This is a genomic window from Lactococcus sp. LG1074 (assembly GCF_017309525.1).
Taxonomy (GTDB): Bacteria; Bacillota; Bacilli; order Lactobacillales; family Streptococcaceae; genus Lactococcus; species Lactococcus petauri.
In genome coordinates this window covers 1-17159 of sequence record NZ_CP071294.1, presented here as the reverse complement: position 1 = coordinate 17159, position 17159 = coordinate 1, and the positions used below count along the sequence as shown (strand labels likewise).

The window sequence follows — 17159 nt, the reverse complement described above, 5'->3', positions numbered from 1 at the left end:
ATTAAGCCACTTTCTCTTTATTCAAAACTTGTTTTGAGTAACGATTCATTGACCGCCAATACTCATGAACGGCTTGTAATTCTTCTAAAGAATAATCAAAAAGATTTACACGTTTTGCAAGCTTTAATTGGTTTAATAAATTGACTTCCAATAATTGAGAGTCATTTTTATTTAATTCATGGTTCAAAACATAGTTTAATACTCGATTATAAACACTTGCCGATAACTCATTAATGATTTCAATTTCAAATGTTTTTTCATATGTAACTGCCATTTCATTTTCACTCCTTTTAAAGTTTGTCAGGTAAATATTTCCGAATATATTCTTCTAAGGCTTTATCCATAACTTCTTTTACGTTTCCGCCATTCTTTGCTGTTTCGATTTTTATGATATGGTGCAAGTCCGCACGAACACGAACCGTCTTATCTCCCATTATATCTTTTTTTGCACTGATTGGTGTATCATTTCGTTTTGCTTTTTGTGCGCCTAAATTTCCCAAAATCACTCACTTCTTTCTATTTCTTCTTATTCTTATTTTATCATCAACAATCACAAATCACAAGTGATTTGTGATTTGTGATTAATCACTTGTGATTTGTGATTCTATTCTTTTTCGTTTTCTAATTGAATAATTCGCTCAAGCATTTCAAAAAATACGTTCTCATACATGGATAAAACTTTTTTGTCATAGCCTTTGTGTTCTGTAATTCCGTTTTTAGACCAGGTACTTACTTTATTACTTCGCTTGATAATATTTTGGAAAACCAAGTTATCTTCTTTATGTTGCTTGTACAGTTCTTCCAGGTTTGATTTTATCGTTGCGCTGTCCGTATCAACTAAATAAGGAACAAAACCGATCATATCTAGTCCAGGGTTAAATTGTTCTTGTAAATCAATCAAATAGGAAATATAGTTTTGAATGTTGTTTGTACTTTCTTCTTCTGCTTGTAAAGGGATCATAACGTAATCACTTGCCACGATTGCATTATTTGTATAAACGCTTGGCGTTGGTACAGTATCAATAATAATGAGATCATAGTCACTTTTTAAAGGTGCTAAAAGAGTAGCAAGCAATCTACTTTCGTTTTCAAACGTCCATGAGCGAGTTAATTTTGGTAATAACATCAAATCAAACGTGCCAGGAATCAAGTCTAAATTATCAGTCAAATGAATAATAGAAGAAGCCAAGTTTCCATTTTTCAGTCCTTCATAAAAATTGACACGTGGCAATTCTACCTTAAATGTTTTTGCTAAGTCTTTTGTCAATGTTGCTTGTAAGTCCTTATCGATCATTAAAACTTTTAAATTAAATTTGTCTGTCAAGTAAGCAAACATAGTCGATAATTTTGACTTTCCAACACCACCTTTAAAATAATTGTTTAAGATAACAATTGCTTCATTTTTACTGTTTAAAATACGTCTTAATTCTTCAAGTATTTTTAGTTCTTCCTTCTCCATAACTACGCCCCATTCTTTTTTTGTATAGTAATATTGTATCATTAGGAATCACAAATCACAAGTGATTTGTGATTAATCACTTGTGATTTGTGATAAGTGATTTGTGATTAATATATAAAAGCCCTGTTTAAAGGGCTTTTATGCTTATTTTGAAAAAGAGATAAAATCAATATATCCCTTTTCTCCGATTTTTACAACGGCATTGTAGGACTTTCTATCTTTCGTTTTGATTCCTTTTACCAGGGTTTCTTTTCCCTCTAGTAATTCTTTTACATTTGTTTTGGTGAGTTTTTTCTTTCTAAAATGTTCAGCTAAAGTAAACTTACATTCAGGATAATTTGAACAACCATAAAACGATTTTTTTAATACAATATTGTTGCCACACTTAGGACATTTTCCTACAATACTTTTTTCTGCTTCTTTTTCTTTCTGTTCCTGGTAATCAGAAAAATTTAGTTTTGCTATATCGTTAGGTACAGCTTCCAGTAAATGAACAATGAATTTTTTGATATTCGTAATAAAGTTCTCTTGATTGCCTTCTCTTTTACCGATTTTTTTTAAATACGTTTCCCATTTAGCCGTCATTTCAGCACTCGTTAAGAGGTGCTGACTTTCAACTGCCTGGCACAATAATTTTCCTTTTTCAGTTACAACAAGCTTATTCTTAATCACTTGGATATATTCTTTTTGTTTTAACGCTTCAATAATGCTTGCTCTTGTCGCTTCTGTTCCGATCCCCTCGACTTCTTGTAAAATCTTGATTGCTTCTTCATCATCAACCGTTTTATTAGCGGTTTTCATAGCAGTTAATAATGTACCCTCTGTAAAAGCTTTCGGTGGTTGTGTTTCTTTTTCGGCACTCTTAACGTCAACCTCGGCATGTTCTCCAATGATAACCAAGGGTAACGTTTGAACGTCCTCTTTTTCTTCTTTGGTTTGTTGTTTGAAAAGAATTTTCCAACCTTCTTGTTTTGGTGTCTTTCCGATCGATTGAAACAGCAAATCAGCTACTTTCGTTTGTATCTTGGTTTCTTCATACAAGTAATCAGGTAAAAACATGGCAACGGTCGTTTTAACGACTAAAGCATAAATTTTTCGTTGCAAATCGTCCATTTTCGCTAATGCAGATTCGGTAGGTACTTGTTTTGTTGGGATAATGGCGTGGTGTTCCTGTACCTTACTACCGTCCACATAACGCTTTCTAGGCTCTGTTTGAACCATTTCAAGATCAAGTCCTAAAAAACCGCTATATTTGCCAAAATTCGCTTTTAAATAAGCAAATTCGTTCTCTGTAATAAATGGTGTATCTGTTCTTGGATAACTCAATAATTTTGCTTCATACAGTCCTTGCATAGCTTTTAAAGTTTAGCTCGCTGTCGCTTTATAAAGCTGATTGACTTTTGATTGCAAACTACTTAAAGAAAACAGACTAGGACTATTCGTTTTTTTCTCTTTGGTTTGCACGTCAGCGATTCTGCCCTCTTGATTGCCTATTTTAGCTTGTTTAGAAGAAACAAAGGATAAAAGTTCCTCTTGGCTCTTAAAACGCTGTGTGGGGCTTAGAACGCCCTTAAACGACCCTTGGTTTACTTTTATACTAGCTTCCACCTCGAAAAAAGGTTCTTTTTTAAAGTTTTCTATTGCTTCCTGGCGTTGATAAATGAGATATAAAGTCGGTGTTTGTACACGTCCTAATGAAAATGTACCTTGTACGCCTTTTTGTTGTAAATTCAAGGTATATAAAGGGCTTGCGTTCATGCCGATCAACCAATCGGCAATTTGGCGTGTTTGCGCTTCTTGATAAAAGGGATAGTAATTCATTCCTGGTTGCAAATTTTGAAAACCGCTACGGATCACATCTTTTTCTAAACTATTGATCCATAGTCTTTTATACGTTTTATCTTTAGAAAAGGCATTTGCTTTATGAATGATCGACCAGGCAATGTTTTCGCCTTCTCTGTCGCTATCTGTTGCGACAATGATTGTATTTGCTTGTTTTAAAAGTTCAGCAACAATTTTATAAGTAGTTCAGTTTTGGAGTACAAAAAGTGAAAATGTAAACCTAAATGAGTATCAAATTGCAACTGAATTTGATACTCGTTTTTTATTGTTAAATCAACGTTTGTTGTTAATTTACACCACAAAATGTAAGTTAAAATGTATATAAAAATGCGAACGTGAAATAATTATTGTAGGAATGCAAATTGGTGTGTTAAAATGGTTACAATTTACTAAGCAAAAAGGGGTGCATTTTCCTATGCAATTTCTTGAGCCAAAAAATAAGAACGCTAAGTCTGTGGATTGGGAAATATCAGAGCAAGTAAGGGTGATAGTTAAGCAATACGCTGAATATGCAGAGCGTACTGAAAGCGAAGCAGTGGATGAATTCTTATTGAACATTTTAGACGATAAGAAGTTTATTGAATGGATTGCCAACAAGCGAAGTAATAAGCGGATTGTTGAAAAAATGGGTATCAAAGATAGAGTGGGTTGATAGACAATGACCAAGCTTAAAAGATTAGCCACGAAGGAAGATGAAATTGTAGATGTTAAAATTCCGATTTCAAACGAAGAATTAAAAGATAGGGCTAAACAATATGATTTATTAACTCCAAAACGATTTGCAACAAGGTATAACAAAATGTTGTTCTTGCCAACGTCTTTTAAATGGAACGGTTCTGAATATCCCATTCAATATAATTACTGCATCAATCCGTTTTGTTGTAATTTTGGGAAAGAACAGCACAAATTCAAAGATGTAAAAGGGAAACCAAGTCGATATAAAATGACTGGTAGTTCCAAAGATAAAGGTCATAAAGGTATGTACTGCAATGACAATCCTATTGGCAGAGGTGTATCGCAAAACTGTACAGTAACCCCTTTATCTAATTGGTCTGTTGTTGAAGAAATTAAACGCCTTATAGAAATCAATAGCATCCAAGATGTTGAGCCAGATTATCAATTTCATAAAGAAGGCTGCTCGGAAGAAGAATCAACCCCATTCAATGAGCCGAAGCAATTTTACAAAAGGGGGAAAAGTAGGGGCAAATCTCAACGCTATCAATGTAAGGCGTGTAAGAAGTTCACTAATGTTCTACCAAAAAGAGAAGAAACCACTACTTATCACCAACAAAAGAACACCATTCTTCCAATGTTCGCTAAGATGGTTGTTGGAAGGGTTTCAGTCAGTCGTACTTGTGATATTTTAGGAATTGGAGTTGGAACCTACTATCATAAGCTGGAGTGGCTGTATAGGCGTTGTTTGGAGTTTTTAGAACGATATGAGACACAACCCCTTCAAACAAAGAAATTTAACGAGATGTGGCTTAATACGGACAAGATGCACTACTACCTAAATAACGTCCGTAAGAAAGGACAAGGTTCAAAGAAATATACGGGGTTTGAAGACCTTAATATGCAAACGTATATAGTTGTATCTGCTGAGGTCTTATCAAGATATGTGTTCCGTTCTGATGTTGCCTATGATTGGAATATTTCAATGGATGAATTAAATGAAGATACAAGAAAATTCAAAGAAGACCATCTCAATACTTTTAGTCGTAAAAATGATAGGTTAGATTGGTCTTATTATCCACAAGAACCATCCGCTAACGATAGCGAAAATAGGAATGCTTATCTTCACGAATTAGGGAAAATTACTAATAGGAGTAGATTTGTCGATGGTTTAAATGTTGATGCTCCTTATACTACAACTGCTCACTATTGGTTAATTAAACAAATGGTTAATGCCGACGAATGGCGAATGATTAGTGATGATGACTTCTCTATTAGAAACGCCTTTTATAGAGTATTCACGAAAGAATTAAGGTTGAGCGATGCACATCATTTTATTTGCCAAGTTAACAAGACGAAAAGCAGAAAACAATGCTTAAAAGAATTCGGACAAGCAAAAGCAGAACTGCTCGATTGGGGAGATATCAGAGGATTCAAAACAAAGTTTCTACGGACTTTGGCATCTCATTATCTAACTGAATTACTAACAAGTCATCAATTCCACGAAGAGGCTATTAGTAAAGATGGAGAAAGATATCGCAAATATGCCGATAACCCTATCAAACATCCATTAGCCACTAAGGATAAAGGATTTTATTCAGTTGATTGTAGAACGGATTTATCTGCTCTGGAACCAAACGAAATCGCAAAGATGCTATTAAATGTTAATGACCATTCGACCAATAGCTTTATTCAACAGATAAGACGTTATATATCATCTCTTGAAAGACCATTAACAACAGCTCGTGGTGATAAGAAGAGCTATATTTACGCTAACTTCAATCCGAAGTATGCTCAATTTGCGATTACAATTCTAAGAACTTACTACAACTTTTGTCGCCCTTTTAAATCAGCGGATAAAAAGGTTTTGACACCTGCTCAAAGATTAGGGATTACAGATAAACAATTTGATTGGAAAGATATAATTTATTTCAAATGACAAAAAGAGCTTGGAGTAATCCCAAGCTCTTGTGCTTTATCTTTACTGTTCTTCTTCAATTAACGCACCCGTTAACTCAATAAGTTTTTTCTTTCATATACATGAAAATAGTAGTTATACGGATTTTTATCATTCTTTATCCCTTTTTGGGCAAATACCTCATTCCATTCCTCATAATTCACTTCTGGAAAAAAAGTATCTCCTTCGAATTCATGATGTATTTTTGTGATGTACATTTTCTCAACATAAGGGAAAAACAAATTATAAATCTGTTCTCCTCCGAAAATAAAAATTTCTTCTTCGTTTTTACATAACTCAAAAACATCTTCTATTGAATGAACAATTTCACAACCATTAAAGGTAAACCCCTTATCTCTCGTCAGAATAATATTTCTTCTGTCAGGTAAGGCTCTTCCGATTGATTCAAGGTTCTTCCTACCTAATATTATCGGATGTCCCTTTGTAGTATTTTTAACATATTCCCAGTCCTTGGGAATCCTCCAAGGAATGTCATTCTCTTTGCCAATCACTCTATTCTTATCCATCGCAGCAATCAAAGAAACTTTCATTTATAACACAGCCTTTTTAACTAATTTACCATCTAATTTCTTATTTCTATCAAAAAACCTTTTCTCATTATCCTGCCCGTTAGTTGAATAAGCAATTTTTTCTATAAGTTATATTATCATAATACCACAAAATCACAAATTTTCATTCAATTATCATTTTCAATTGCATTTTATAAATCATTTTGTATGTAATTTGGTATGTAAGTTAAAATGAAAAAAGTAGTCCATTTTGAAGTACATTTTGTCATTTTGTACTCCAAAACTGAACTACTTAACAATTTTAAACTGCTTTTTTTTATCTGTTGCCACTTCAAAATCGTATCGATCAGGAAAAATCGGCAATGATTCAAGTTTCCAATTTTGCCACTTTTCGTCATAATGACCTGGTTCTGCTAATTCCACTAAATGCCCAAAACCAAAGGTGATAAACGTTTCATCTGTAAATAGTGGGTCTTTGATCTCAAAATAACCGTCTTTTTTGGTGCTTTGTTTTAAAGCACTTGCATAGGCTAATGCCTGGCTTGGTTTTTCAGCTAAAATAACCGTACTCATTAACTATCCCTCTTTTCTTTATTTTTTCTTTGATCGACTGTCACGTTATATCTTGCTCGATACCTTCTAAACGTTCGGCGATTGATTCCAGTTTGTTCTTCAACTTCTTTATCGGATAAACCGTTCAAAAACAAATCGAAAGCGTGTTGTAAACGTGGATCATTTTCTTTGAATTTAGGTTGTCGCCCTTTGAATTTTCCTTTTTTCTTAGCAATTTCAATTCCTTGGGCTTGGCGTTCTTTAATTCGTTTGCGTTCAGATTCCGCTTGGTACTTATACAATTCAATCACTAAATTATTAATCAGCCGTCTTAAATTTTCATCTTCAATACCATTCATTGAGGGTAAATTTAAGACTTCCAGGGTTGCCCCCTTAATTTGAATTTGATTCATCAATTCTGTTAATTCTTTATTATTTCGTCCTAATCGATCTAATTCAGTAACAACAACTATATCCCCTTCACGAATATAGTTAAGCATAGCTTGTAATTGTGGGCGTTCGACCGATTGACCGCTTAATTTGTCTGAAAAGACCTTAGAAACGCCCTGTAACGCTTGTAATTGCCGATCTAGGTTCTGTTCTTTGCTACTGACACGTGCATAACCAATTTTCGCCATTTTCAACCAACCTCTAAAATTCTCTCGGTTGCAATAACCAATCAGCTATATCTACTTTTTCAATTTCAAATTGCTTATCAGAAATTGTCTTTTCGTAAGCGATAAAATCTTGCGCATATTGTTGCTCATTAAAAATAGCCACCACTTCGTCATTTTCTAAAACTCGATAAATAAATTTTTTCATTTTACTCCTCCTATTATGCCCAACTTAAATGACCTATTCACCAAGTCAATTATACTGCTAAAACCATATTAGGACAAATAAGTATACTCTATTGGACGCCCTGACAGAATAGGAGTTTATCAAGAAAATACCTTTCTCTAATTCTATGATAATTTTTTTTGCACTATCATTTTTATCAATTTTAAACTAAAATAATGCTATAGAAGATTTTTGAAATAAGCTCTTAAACTTCACTTAAATTATTATATTTTAAAGAGGAAAAATGTTAGAAGAAGACTACCATTCTAGGATAAAAGATAAAGATTTAATACAAACTATTTTACCCGTTTTCAATTTTTTTGAACCAGATATCAGCAAAAAAATTGAAAAAAAATTTGATGAAAAATATTTTTTTGAGTATACTCAAAGTCTAGTAAAAAGTAACATGCAAGAAAATATTTCAGCTCTTAGAAAAAAATCGAGAGAAAAAGATTACCCTACTCTGAATAGTTTTGTAAGGTCTTTACAGATAAATACTACCCAGTTTATAAATTATGAAAAGTATAGAACTACTACAAAGTTAAAAAAATATTATATTCTTATATAAATGTTTCAAGAATTGCATTAGATATAGATAAAATAGAAGAAGTTAGAAAAGGAATTGATCAGGAAACAAGAGTCTTCTTATCTTTAAGTCTGATTGATATGGAAAATGATGATGTCAAGGCTAATGACGAGGTAAATAATATATCGCAGATTATAACTCACCCAGATTATTTAGTAATTCCAATACACGGATGCTCAACTAATATATTTAGAACTATTTTTGATAGCTTTTCAAGCATAGATATACTTCATATAGCTGGACATACAGCCATCTCAAACAACAGAACTCTTCTACAATTTGTGGATTCTAACATGACTTTCACGAAATTTAATGAGATTATACAATATCATCAATTTTATCTTGCATTTCTAAACTGCTGTTCTACTCTAGAGTTTGCTAATAATACCAACATACCTAACGCCTTAAACTGTGTTTTACATAATGATAAAGTTACTAACACACACGCTTATGATTTTTCAGACCATTTTTTTACCACATTTAATACTACTAATGATGTTAGTTCTTCTTGGCATTGTGCTTTTCAAAATTCTAATGAAACACCTTTTAATTATCGATTGTTTTAATACAAGAACTTTTTACTAATGACTCTAAATGGAAGACTAAACCACCAAAATCATAATGGGTTAGAAATTTATTTAACGAGAATATAATAAAAATGCCTACATTGATGCAGTCCCTAAACCTATTTCAACATTTCCTAACTATGAAAAACTTTTCGAGAGTAGATAATTTCCTTCATAAATTAATTTGAGCCTATTATTAATTTGGTTCTAATACCCCAAAAATATTCATTGAGGTATATACTATAAAACAAAAAAATTTTAGAAATTCGTTCTTATACTTTTTTATTCTGTATATTTAACATCCGTATCCGATCATATATGATAAAATATAATATTGAAAGAAGCATATTAAGCTAATACGTGCGATAGGTATGGAGAAAATTGGAGAAAAAATGGGAATTTTTGGTAATCTATTTCGAACAAATACTACAGATAAAAAAGTAGAAAATAATCAAATACAAAAAAATGGGGAATTTAGGAGGGGGGAGACTATAACCCTCGATTTTGAGATTCCTATAACTGAAAACAATAGAGTAGAAAATACTCCTGAAATGTTTTGTATTACCTTGAAATTAAGAGATGAATATAAAAATATTGGAACGGTTAGTAATTATGTAAGAATTATATTTGCTGATGAAGTTAAATTCCAAGAATTTGATTCAGGTTATTATATTTATGGTTTTAAAGATCCTGTAAAGACAATAGACCTGGTGCAAGAGTTTGATTTGATACCCGTATCATTTGAGTTTAAATTGAATACTAATATCTTAAAAATGGAAGATCTAATCGATAAATTTAATTATCAATTCGAACTAACTACCTCACGAGAGTTCTCTAGTATATTTAATATAATAAAAAATGAGTATAGCTTTGATATTAGAACAAAATATGATTGGGAAACAATACCAACAGAGAATATTGAAACATATATATCCTCTTTGGAGGGTCTAATTTTAGGCCTGGATACAAAGTCTCACTGGAAAACAATATTAGAGATCAAAAATAAAATCATTATAATACAAGAAAACTTAAGAGGTAGTAAAATATCTCAAGATGAATTTCAAGAAATAAAAAATAATTATTTTACTGAATTAAGACAGTATGCTTCATTACTAATTATTAAAACATACTATTCTCAAGTAAAAAACAGATTCTGGATTAAAGAAGTATACCCCACAAAATCCAGCATTTCTGAAAAACAAAAACAGATTATAGGTAAGTTTCCTATATATGACTTAGAGCTTCAAAAAATGGCAATGCCTTTTGAAAAAGAAGCGATCAGAAATAACCATTCTAAAAATAGCAACAATATGCCCATGCCATCAGAAAATATTATGAGAGATAAAATAGAAGGTATAGGTTATATATCAGAAAAATTTACCCCACAAATATTTAACTATATGAGTAACAGCCCAACAAATGATTATACTGGTGTTTATATTATTTACAATAGTAGCAATGAAAAATACTATGTTGGCCAAGCTAAGAAAGTAATGAATCGATTATTTAAACACTTTTCTGGTAAGGGTGGGAATGCAGGAAGTTATAATTTCTTTAATGACTACCAAAGCGGAGAAGCGTTTGAGGTATGGACAGTACGCTTAAGAGAGAGTGAATTTGATAGTTTAGATGAACTAGAGCGTAGAACTATCGAATATTATCAAGCATATGATCTCGGTTATAATGAAAATCGAGGAAATAAAAATTAGCTTTAAAATATATTATTTTTAAAATTTTCTCGTTCTACTTTTTACTTGGAAGAAATTTTATATTCATTAGGACGACTTTGAATTGGTTCATTTTTAAGATTAAGATCATTACTAATGAATATAAACAAAAAAATAAAAAGCTCATAAATTAGAAGTATGAGCTTTTTATTTTTTTGTAAATAGCGTTTAAAGGTAGCCCTCTAATATTAAATAAAGTTCAGAACCATAATAATCGTACCTTTGTTCCTGTAAAATTTGAAAAGTGTCTAAAAATGCGCTATCAATGTATCATTTCTTGAAGGTCACTTTTATTTGTTTTAATTGTCGTTAAGGGCTAGATTAATCTTCTTTTTCTTTCTCTTCAGCATATTCTTCCATAAGTTTCTTCTGCGCTTCAGTTAACTCCCCTGTCGCAAAAGCCCCCCACTTCATCATACCTCGGTCATGATACGTTCTGATGGCTTCATATTCACTGTATGAACGATCCACTGTCATATGCTCTCACCTCCTGCTGCAGCATGCCCGCCTATCATTTTATGTCTCTCTAGTACTCTTGAACCTGCAGCCAATGCACTTGCTTTTTGTATGGCTGTGAAGTCAAACTTCTCTCTGATTTCATCTACAGCTCGCTGTAGCGCTTCTTGTTTGTTCACTTGCTTATCATCTTCAAGCATGGTTTCAAAGAGTGTCAGTTGCTTTATATTCTCGTCTGATAAGTGAAAGCCCCCTATCCCAATTTCTCGTACCGGTCCCCCCTGGTACTTTGAAGAGAACATTCTTAAGGCTTCATTTTGAATCACTAAAGTGCTTTGAGTGGGGTCAATTTTACAGGACACTTTAATCGATGGTGCATTGCTTTGATAAGAGTGTCTGACCCATAAAGAAAGCCCTCCTGCCAACTTCTTTCCCTTACGTAATCGAATGGCCAAGTGTTCCGCCATTTCCTTTATCACAAGCACGATCTCTTCTCTTCTTTCATAATCCCTTGGTAAAATCTGACTGTTGCTGTAACTCTCAGATTTTTTTATGTGCCTGTCACGTACATTGGTTTCATCGATGCCGTTCGCATGAAAGAATTGCTGCAGTCCAACCACTCCCATTTTTCTTTTGATAAGTTGAGGGTTGGCGTTTGCTAGGTCTTTTATTGAATGAATTCCAAGCTTATTCAATGTCCGCTCTGTAGCTTTGCCTATCCCCCAAAAGTCAGTCATCTTTGGGATTGTCCATATCTTTTCAGGTACATCTTCATAACGGATAAGGGCTCTCATATTCTTGTTGTGTTTAGCGTAATTATCCATTGCAATCTTAGCCAGTAGCGGATTATCTCCCATTCCCACAGTAATATATAAGCCAGTACGTGCAAGCACTTCCCTCTGCAGCTTTTGTGCCAGTCTATCCATTTGTACATACTTGTCTTTTATATCTGGGTAGAAAAGATTTAAGGACTCCGTGACATCCATAAAGGATTCGTCAATGGAGTAGGAGTGAATTTCTTCAAAGGAGGTATAGCCTGACAATATCTTTTGCATACGTATATTTTCTTCAATGTACAAGGCCATTTGAGGGGGAACAATGTGCGTACGTTTTGCCCAACTCTCTATAAAAGCCACATATTCAAGGGTTGGTTCTGTACGTTGGCCATGAATATCTGTATGCTTTTCATACCACTTTTGATAGTTAAACTTTCTTGACTCAATTAAAAAAGGCAAATCACGTGCTCGACTCACATTTGATTTACCGAATACTTCTTTAAATTTTGGGCTTGATGCTAGGATAAGACCGTATGAATTGTCTGACCTGCTCATGACACATAAAGAAGTTGTTAGGGGGTGTAACTTCCTTTGAACACATTCAATGGATGCATAGTTTGATTTGACGTCCTCAAAGAAGATAGCCCTGCGTGGCTCTTTATCATAATCAATCCTCATCTTTGTTTACACTACATCTGTATAATTTCACCATCATAGAGTTCAGCTAAGTAACTTGCGACTTCTTCATTCCAAGTCATAGCAAAGCTGCGACTCCAAACTGGAACTGACAGATCTTCCTCTCTATTAATATCTTGTTTAAAGTTTAAATATTGTCCTTCTTCATTTTTAATTGCAAATTTAATAGCGATCCCCTCCTAACCATTTATTGAATATATCAATATTATATATTTATTGTCGCCATAAATCAACTACAAATATTGGAAAAACCGATATTCATGTTATTCGTTTTTAAAAAGTTTAACTTTACCCCCTCTTTTGTCATTCTATATTTTGAAATTAGGGGCTAAATTTTGCCCCCCTCTTTTGTCATTCTATATTTTGAATTTAGGGGCTAAATTTTGCCCCCTCTTTTGTCATTCTATATTTTGAATTTAGGGGCTAAATTTTGCCCCCTCTTTTGTCATTCTATTTTTTGAATTTAGGGAGCTAAACTTTGTCCCCTTGCAAAAAAAGAAAGCCTTACTTGGCTTTCTGTTCTAAAAGTTTAATTATTCCTTCTTTAATTTTTATCTCTTCTTCAGTATTCTCAAATTCCAATTTTTCAATTTGCTTAACAATTTTTTTAAGTTGAGTTACTGTACTGATACTTTTAACTTTTTTAGGTTTTTCTTTTTCTCCCCCCTCTTTAACTTTTCGAATAATCTTCTGAGCCGTATAATGACTTACCCCAAATCTTTCTGCCACAAGTTCTCTTGTTTTACCTTTAATTGGTTTTCCGTTTACTTCAATGCCTTGTTTTTTAGCTTGATCAATTAGATTCATATAATCTTCAACAACTGAAATTTTTTCACTTTCTTCCATATTTAGAAGTGAGCGAGTTTGTAGATTTGTTTCATGGAGTTTCAGTCTTGTTATTATTTCGTTCTCTGAAGAGTCAATTATTTTAGATAGTACTTCATAATCTGAAGGGAGCTTATTATTATCAATAAGTTTTTTTATTGCAGTAAATCTTCTATGTCCTGCAATCAATTCATATTCAAATTTCCCTCTTTTTTTAACTAAAAGCGGTTGTAATAATCCTAGCTCTTCTATACTTGTAGCTAATTTATCTATATCAACAAGTTCGTAATTATTATTTTCGTTTTCTTTTATTTCATCTACTGGAATATTTTTTGTATTTGTTTTTTTTCTTTCATGCTCATCTTTTTTAATCAAATCAGTGAAGCCAAAATCATTTGCCATCTTTACCCCTCCTTATTTATTATTTCATCAATTAGAGATAAATAATCTTCTTTTACATTTGTATCTCTTTTATCATCTATTAATACAACATTATTTAGTGCATTTTCAGTGACAGGTTTTGCTTGAAAACGAATAGTTGTATCAAAGCGATTACCAGAAATTAGTTCCATAATTTGTTTATCTATATTATTCCTGTTTACCATTGTATATAGAATAGTAAGTTCTGTATCGAGTTCATAATCATCAATGATTTGTTCAATGTTATTTAGTGTAGTTTGATAACCTTCTAATGCGAACTTATCAATTTTTATTGGAATAATAATCTCATCACTAGCTATAATAATATTCAATGTAATAAGATTTATAGTTGGAGAACAGTCAATAATACAATAGTCATAATCAGAAGAAACTTTTTTTACTATCTTATTGACGATATTTGAAGTATTTCTATTGAATGAACTTCGAATTTTCAACTCACTCTCCGCAACAGATAGGTTTGAACCTATCATGTCTAAATTTGTATCGACGTTATAAATATACTCTGAAACGTCTTCTAATTTTTCATCTAGCAAAATTTCTGCAAAGCCTTTAAAATCAGAACTAGTACGCTCTTCATCTAAAAATATACTCGTAGCATTTGCCTGCATATCTGTGTCTATCATCAATACAGTTTTTCCTTTATTTGCTAAACCTTTTGCTAGATTAATACCTGTGGTGGTTTTTGCAACTCCACCCTTTAAATTTAATAAACTAATTGTTTTCATTTATGCACTCCTAAATTTTCTTTTTGCATTATTGAACTTAAATAACTTTCAACTGCTTTTTTTAGATATTTTGCTGTGTTTCTTTTTGTATAACCCTCTTGTTTATCTTGAACATATTGTAGATGTACGAGGAGACCATTATCTCCTTTTATCTTCTCTAATTCTTGATATAATGGATACACATTTTTTTGTAATCCAACCATAAGGCTAATATCGGTCATTTCCATTGGATTTAAAAGAGAATTCTCTATTAGTAATCTTGTATATTTACTTTCCATTGAAAGTTTAAAATACTCAGCATCATCTATACTTTGTTTTTCCTTGGATTCCAAATATTCAGGATCATCTTGTTCTTTTTTATAATCATTATCAGTTAGAATAATTTTTTTATCAATATGAAATATGATACTGTCGATGCTGCGACCTTTTTTTACTTTTTCATAGGTAACATTGAAATGAGTATTGTCATTTATTTCTTTTAATGGTTCATCAATCACTCTTTTAAAGAAATTCGAACTATGTTTATATTCATCCAATGTGTCTGTTATTTCTCTTAATTCTAAAATACTATATTGAGGGTTTCTGTATTCCAATAATTGTTTTTTAGTACGATTTGATTTGTACTGATAATGTTCATACTGATTATATGATTTGGTAAGTAACTTATAAAAGATTATACTGTACTTACTATTGAGTTCCATAATATCTGTAATTGCATATTGAGTAAAATTTGTTTTTAAATCAATCAAATAAGGCATAATAGCTTGATCAAATCTAATAATTACTTGACTATTATAATCATTCCATTCTACAAAGGGGATTGGTACAATACTCTTAAATTTAAAGCCTCTTTTTTTCTCTTCTTTAATTTGAAAAAAAGCTTGCTTTTGCATTTTTTCTATTGCCTCTTTAAAACGGCTGTGCTTATTACTATCTGACACATCAAAAAAATCAAATAATTCCTGCTTCGATAAATAAACGATATTATCTTCTGGCGGATTTTCTGTATCAATGTAAGAAACGGCCATTTCAAAAATCTTCAAAGGAACTTTATCCATTTTGGCAACGCTAGTAATTAAGTCATTATGCTCAACAACATTTCTTTTCTCTAAATCATTCATCTATGACTTATTCCTTTTTTATTTTTATAGATTTATTATAACATTACATTGATACATTGTCAACACTCAACGTATCAATATACATAGTATTTTGTATCAGAATACATAGTTTTTTGTATCACTATACATATTATTTTGTATCAATAAAAACCTCGGAAGGTTGATTATTACTGAGTTTTTTTTCTCCCAAAAGCTCAAAAGTTCAAAATATATAAGATAAACAAATAAAAAGGAGCTAAGGCTCCTTCTTTTTTATTTTTAAATTAATCAAAACTAGTTGAAGTTACATACTGTTCTGCAGAAGTTTTTAAATACTTCACTATATTCTTTTTACTATCACTAAAATCTATCATTTTATCACGGACATACTCTAAGTGAGTAGTTAAACCACTCTGTCCCTTACTTTGTGTGATGCTGTCGTAAACAGGATAAACATTTCTTACAAGTCCTATCATTCTTTCTTGATTTGCTATATCTGTTGCCTGAAGTAGTCCAACATTAATCAATTGTAAAGTGTAAGGATGTCCAACTGCAGAGTAGAATAGTTTTTCATTTTCAACTTGCTTTTGCTCTAATGATTCTTGTGCTTTAGGATCATTGTCTTTATAATTTTCATTCAACACTTTCTTTTTAGTTATAAAAAATTGTATTTCGTCAATATTTCTGCCTTTTTTTATCTTCTCATAATCTACATCAAAGTGTGTGTTATCATTAATTTCAGAAATAGATTTCTTTATTACATTAGTCTCAAAATTTCCAAAACGTGCATAGTCTGAATTTGTATCCGTTAATTCTCTTAATTCCTTTACAGAAATCTTTGGATTTTTGTACTTAAATAGCTGCTTTTGTGTGCGATTGGGTTTATCAGAATAATGCTCATACTGATTAAAAAACATACTTAGCCATTTATAGAGGATGATACTATACTTGCTGTTCAAATTCATAATATCCATAATCGCATATTGAGTGAAGCTCGTCTTCATATCAATTAAATATGGCATTATGTCTGGATTAAATCTAATAAATACCTCGTCATTATAATTATTCCACTTAACAGTAGGGATTGGAATGATACTTTCAAATTCGAAGCCTTTTCCTGTTTTTTCTCTTACTTGAAAGTATGCTTGTTTCTGCATTTTTTCTACAGCTTTCTTAAATCTAGTATGCTTATCGTTATCTGAAACATCAAAAAAACTGAATAGCTCTTTTTTTGAAAGATAAACAACATCATCTTTAGGAGGATTGTCCGTATCAATACATGAAACTGCAAGTTCAAATATCTTTAGAGGAGTTTTATCCATTTTCGCAATGCTAGTTATCAAATCATTGTGCTCAACAACCTTTCGGTCTTTTATAGCTTCCATTGCTAGTTTTTTTTCAGTATTCAT

General features: G+C 31.9%; 17 protein-coding genes and 2 pseudogenes. 5 read left to right on the top strand and 14 right to left on the bottom strand.

The genetic code is table 11. The features are described from left to right. Nucleotide 1: 1 nt before the first annotated feature. The 4 genes and pseudogenes from J0J36_RS10105 to J0J36_RS10090 form a co-directional block, all read right to left on the bottom strand. Nucleotides 2-274: an antitoxin gene (locus J0J36_RS10105; RefSeq protein WP_000301765.1), complete on the bottom strand. Its 273-nt coding sequence runs from the start codon at nt 272-274 to the stop codon at nt 2-4. 16 nt (nt 275-290) lie between these two features. Further along, nucleotides 291-506 carry a peptide-binding protein gene (locus J0J36_RS10100; RefSeq protein ID WP_100185209.1) on the bottom strand — a complete coding sequence of 72 codons (216 nt, stop codon included), beginning with the start codon at nt 504-506 and terminating at the stop codon, nt 291-293. A 98-nt stretch (nt 507-604) separates the two neighbouring features. Then, on the bottom strand, nt 605-1501 hold the full coding sequence (locus tag J0J36_RS10095; RefSeq protein WP_002387620.1) for a ParA family protein: 897 nt from the start codon (nt 1499-1501) through the stop codon (nt 605-607). 102 nt (nt 1502-1603) lie between these two features. Then, nucleotides 1604-3481, bottom strand: a pseudogene (locus tag J0J36_RS10090) (DNA topoisomerase); the annotation flags it as partial. A 235-nt stretch (nt 3482-3716) separates the two neighbouring features. On the opposite strand from J0J36_RS10090, the gene J0J36_RS10080 reads away from it, so the two are divergent. Beyond that, the gene (locus J0J36_RS10080; RefSeq protein WP_001159903.1) at nt 3717-3953 is read left to right on the top strand and encodes a hypothetical protein; all 237 of its coding nucleotides are present in this window, start codon (nt 3717-3719) and stop codon (nt 3951-3953) included. 6 nt (nt 3954-3959) lie between these two features. Beyond that, a complete protein-coding gene (locus J0J36_RS10075; protein WP_000163792.1) occupies nt 3960-5912 on the top strand; it encodes a hypothetical protein in 1953 nt (650 codons plus the stop codon). A 71-nt stretch (nt 5913-5983) separates the two neighbouring features. Here J0J36_RS10075 and dfrG read toward each other — a convergent pair whose 3' ends face one another. From dfrG to J0J36_RS10055, 4 genes and pseudogenes are all read right to left on the bottom strand, one after another. Continuing rightward, nucleotides 5984-6481, bottom strand: a complete 498-nt coding sequence (gene dfrG / locus J0J36_RS10070; RefSeq protein ID WP_000868795.1) for a trimethoprim-resistant dihydrofolate reductase DfrG — start codon at nt 6479-6481, stop codon at nt 5984-5986. 273 nt (nt 6482-6754) lie between these two features. Next, nucleotides 6755-7033, bottom strand: a pseudogene (locus J0J36_RS10065) (topoisomerase); the annotation flags it as partial. Next, nucleotides 7033-7650, bottom strand: a complete 618-nt coding sequence (locus J0J36_RS10060) for a recombinase family protein (protein ID WP_100185207.1) — start codon at nt 7648-7650, stop codon at nt 7033-7035. The pseudogene J0J36_RS10065 and the gene J0J36_RS10060, both read right to left, overlap by 1 nt. A gap of 13 nt (nt 7651-7663) precedes the next feature. After that, a complete protein-coding gene (locus J0J36_RS10055) occupies nt 7664-7834 on the bottom strand; it encodes a hypothetical protein (protein WP_000713595.1) in 171 nt (56 codons plus the stop codon). 262 nt (nt 7835-8096) lie between these two features. Between J0J36_RS10055 and J0J36_RS10050 the strand changes: the two genes are divergently transcribed. The 3 genes from J0J36_RS10050 to J0J36_RS10040 all read left to right on the top strand — a co-directional run bounded on the left by J0J36_RS10050 (nt 8097) and on the right by J0J36_RS10040 (nt 10713). Continuing rightward, a complete protein-coding gene (locus tag J0J36_RS10050; RefSeq protein WP_206886831.1) occupies nt 8097-8420 on the top strand; it encodes a hypothetical protein in 324 nt (107 codons plus the stop codon). Between the two features lie 98 nt (nt 8421-8518). Continuing rightward, the gene (locus J0J36_RS10045; protein ID WP_242520675.1) at nt 8519-9004 is read left to right on the top strand and encodes a hypothetical protein; all 486 of its coding nucleotides are present in this window, start codon (nt 8519-8521) and stop codon (nt 9002-9004) included. Nucleotides 9005-9396: 392 nt separating this feature from the next. Next, entirely contained in the window at nt 9397-10713 is a 1317-nt protein-coding gene (locus tag J0J36_RS10040; protein WP_206886830.1) for a GIY-YIG nuclease family protein, read from the top strand. Nucleotides 10714-11052: 339 nt separating this feature from the next. Here J0J36_RS10040 and J0J36_RS10035 read toward each other — a convergent pair whose 3' ends face one another. The 6 genes from J0J36_RS10035 to J0J36_RS10010 form a co-directional block, all read right to left on the bottom strand. After that, nucleotides 11053-11208, bottom strand: coding sequence for a hypothetical protein (locus J0J36_RS10035; RefSeq protein WP_206886829.1), 156 nt, complete (start codon nt 11206-11208; stop codon nt 11053-11055). Continuing rightward, nucleotides 11205-12641 carry a Y-family DNA polymerase gene (locus J0J36_RS10030; RefSeq protein WP_206886828.1) on the bottom strand — a complete coding sequence of 479 codons (1437 nt, stop codon included), beginning with the start codon at nt 12639-12641 and terminating at the stop codon, nt 11205-11207. The genes J0J36_RS10035 and J0J36_RS10030 overlap by 4 nt, the downstream gene beginning before the upstream one ends. Before the next feature lie 522 nt (nt 12642-13163). Next, nucleotides 13164-13886, bottom strand: coding sequence for a ParB/RepB/Spo0J family partition protein (locus J0J36_RS10025; RefSeq protein ID WP_206886827.1), 723 nt, complete (start codon nt 13884-13886; stop codon nt 13164-13166). A 2-nt stretch (nt 13887-13888) separates the two neighbouring features. Beyond that, the gene (locus J0J36_RS10020) at nt 13889-14650 is read right to left on the bottom strand and encodes a ParA family protein (RefSeq protein WP_206886826.1); all 762 of its coding nucleotides are present in this window, start codon (nt 14648-14650) and stop codon (nt 13889-13891) included. Next, nucleotides 14647-15771 carry a RepB family plasmid replication initiator protein gene (locus J0J36_RS10015; protein WP_206886825.1) on the bottom strand — a complete coding sequence of 375 codons (1125 nt, stop codon included), beginning with the start codon at nt 15769-15771 and terminating at the stop codon, nt 14647-14649. The genes J0J36_RS10020 and J0J36_RS10015 overlap by 4 nt, the downstream gene beginning before the upstream one ends. A gap of 263 nt (nt 15772-16034) precedes the next feature. Then, the gene (locus tag J0J36_RS10010) at nt 16035-17159 is read right to left on the bottom strand and encodes a RepB family plasmid replication initiator protein (RefSeq protein WP_014386624.1); all 1125 of its coding nucleotides are present in this window, start codon (nt 17157-17159) and stop codon (nt 16035-16037) included.

Excerpts from the sequence above, each read along its gene's own strand:
- J0J36_RS10105 (WP_000301765.1), bottom strand. The coding sequence starts at position 274 with ATGGCAGTTACATATGAAAAAACATTTGAAATTGAAATCATTAATGAG.
- J0J36_RS10095 (WP_002387620.1), bottom strand. The coding sequence starts at position 1,501 with ATGATACAATATTACTATACAAAAAAAGAATGGGGCGTAGTTATGGAG.
- J0J36_RS10080 (WP_001159903.1), top strand. The coding sequence starts at position 3,717 with ATGCAATTTCTTGAGCCAAAAAATAAGAACGCTAAGTCTGTGGATTGG.
- J0J36_RS10075 (WP_000163792.1), top strand. The coding sequence starts at position 3,960 with ATGACCAAGCTTAAAAGATTAGCCACGAAGGAAGATGAAATTGTAGAT.
- dfrG (WP_000868795.1), bottom strand. The coding sequence starts at position 6,481 with ATGAAAGTTTCTTTGATTGCTGCGATGGATAAGAATAGAGTGATTGGC.
- J0J36_RS10060 (WP_100185207.1), bottom strand. The coding sequence starts at position 7,650 with ATGGCGAAAATTGGTTATGCACGTGTCAGTAGCAAAGAACAGAACCTA.
- J0J36_RS10055 (WP_000713595.1), bottom strand. The coding sequence starts at position 7,834 with ATGAAAAAATTTATTTATCGAGTTTTAGAAAATGACGAAGTGGTGGCT.
- J0J36_RS10050 (WP_206886831.1), top strand. The coding sequence starts at position 8,097 with ATGTTAGAAGAAGACTACCATTCTAGGATAAAAGATAAAGATTTAATA.
- J0J36_RS10045 (WP_242520675.1), top strand. The coding sequence starts at position 8,519 with ATGGAAAATGATGATGTCAAGGCTAATGACGAGGTAAATAATATATCG.
- J0J36_RS10040 (WP_206886830.1), top strand. The coding sequence starts at position 9,397 with ATGGGAATTTTTGGTAATCTATTTCGAACAAATACTACAGATAAAAAA.
- J0J36_RS10035 (WP_206886829.1), bottom strand. The coding sequence starts at position 11,208 with ATGACAGTGGATCGTTCATACAGTGAATATGAAGCCATCAGAACGTAT.
- J0J36_RS10030 (WP_206886828.1), bottom strand. The coding sequence starts at position 12,641 with ATGAGGATTGATTATGATAAAGAGCCACGCAGGGCTATCTTCTTTGAG.
- J0J36_RS10025 (WP_206886827.1), bottom strand. The coding sequence starts at position 13,886 with ATGGCAAATGATTTTGGCTTCACTGATTTGATTAAAAAAGATGAGCAT.
- J0J36_RS10020 (WP_206886826.1), bottom strand. The coding sequence starts at position 14,650 with ATGAAAACAATTAGTTTATTAAATTTAAAGGGTGGAGTTGCAAAAACC.
- J0J36_RS10015 (WP_206886825.1), bottom strand. The coding sequence starts at position 15,771 with ATGAATGATTTAGAGAAAAGAAATGTTGTTGAGCATAATGACTTAATT.
- J0J36_RS10010 (WP_014386624.1), bottom strand. The coding sequence starts at position 17,159 with ATGAATACTGAAAAAAAACTAGCAATGGAAGCTATAAAAGACCGAAAG.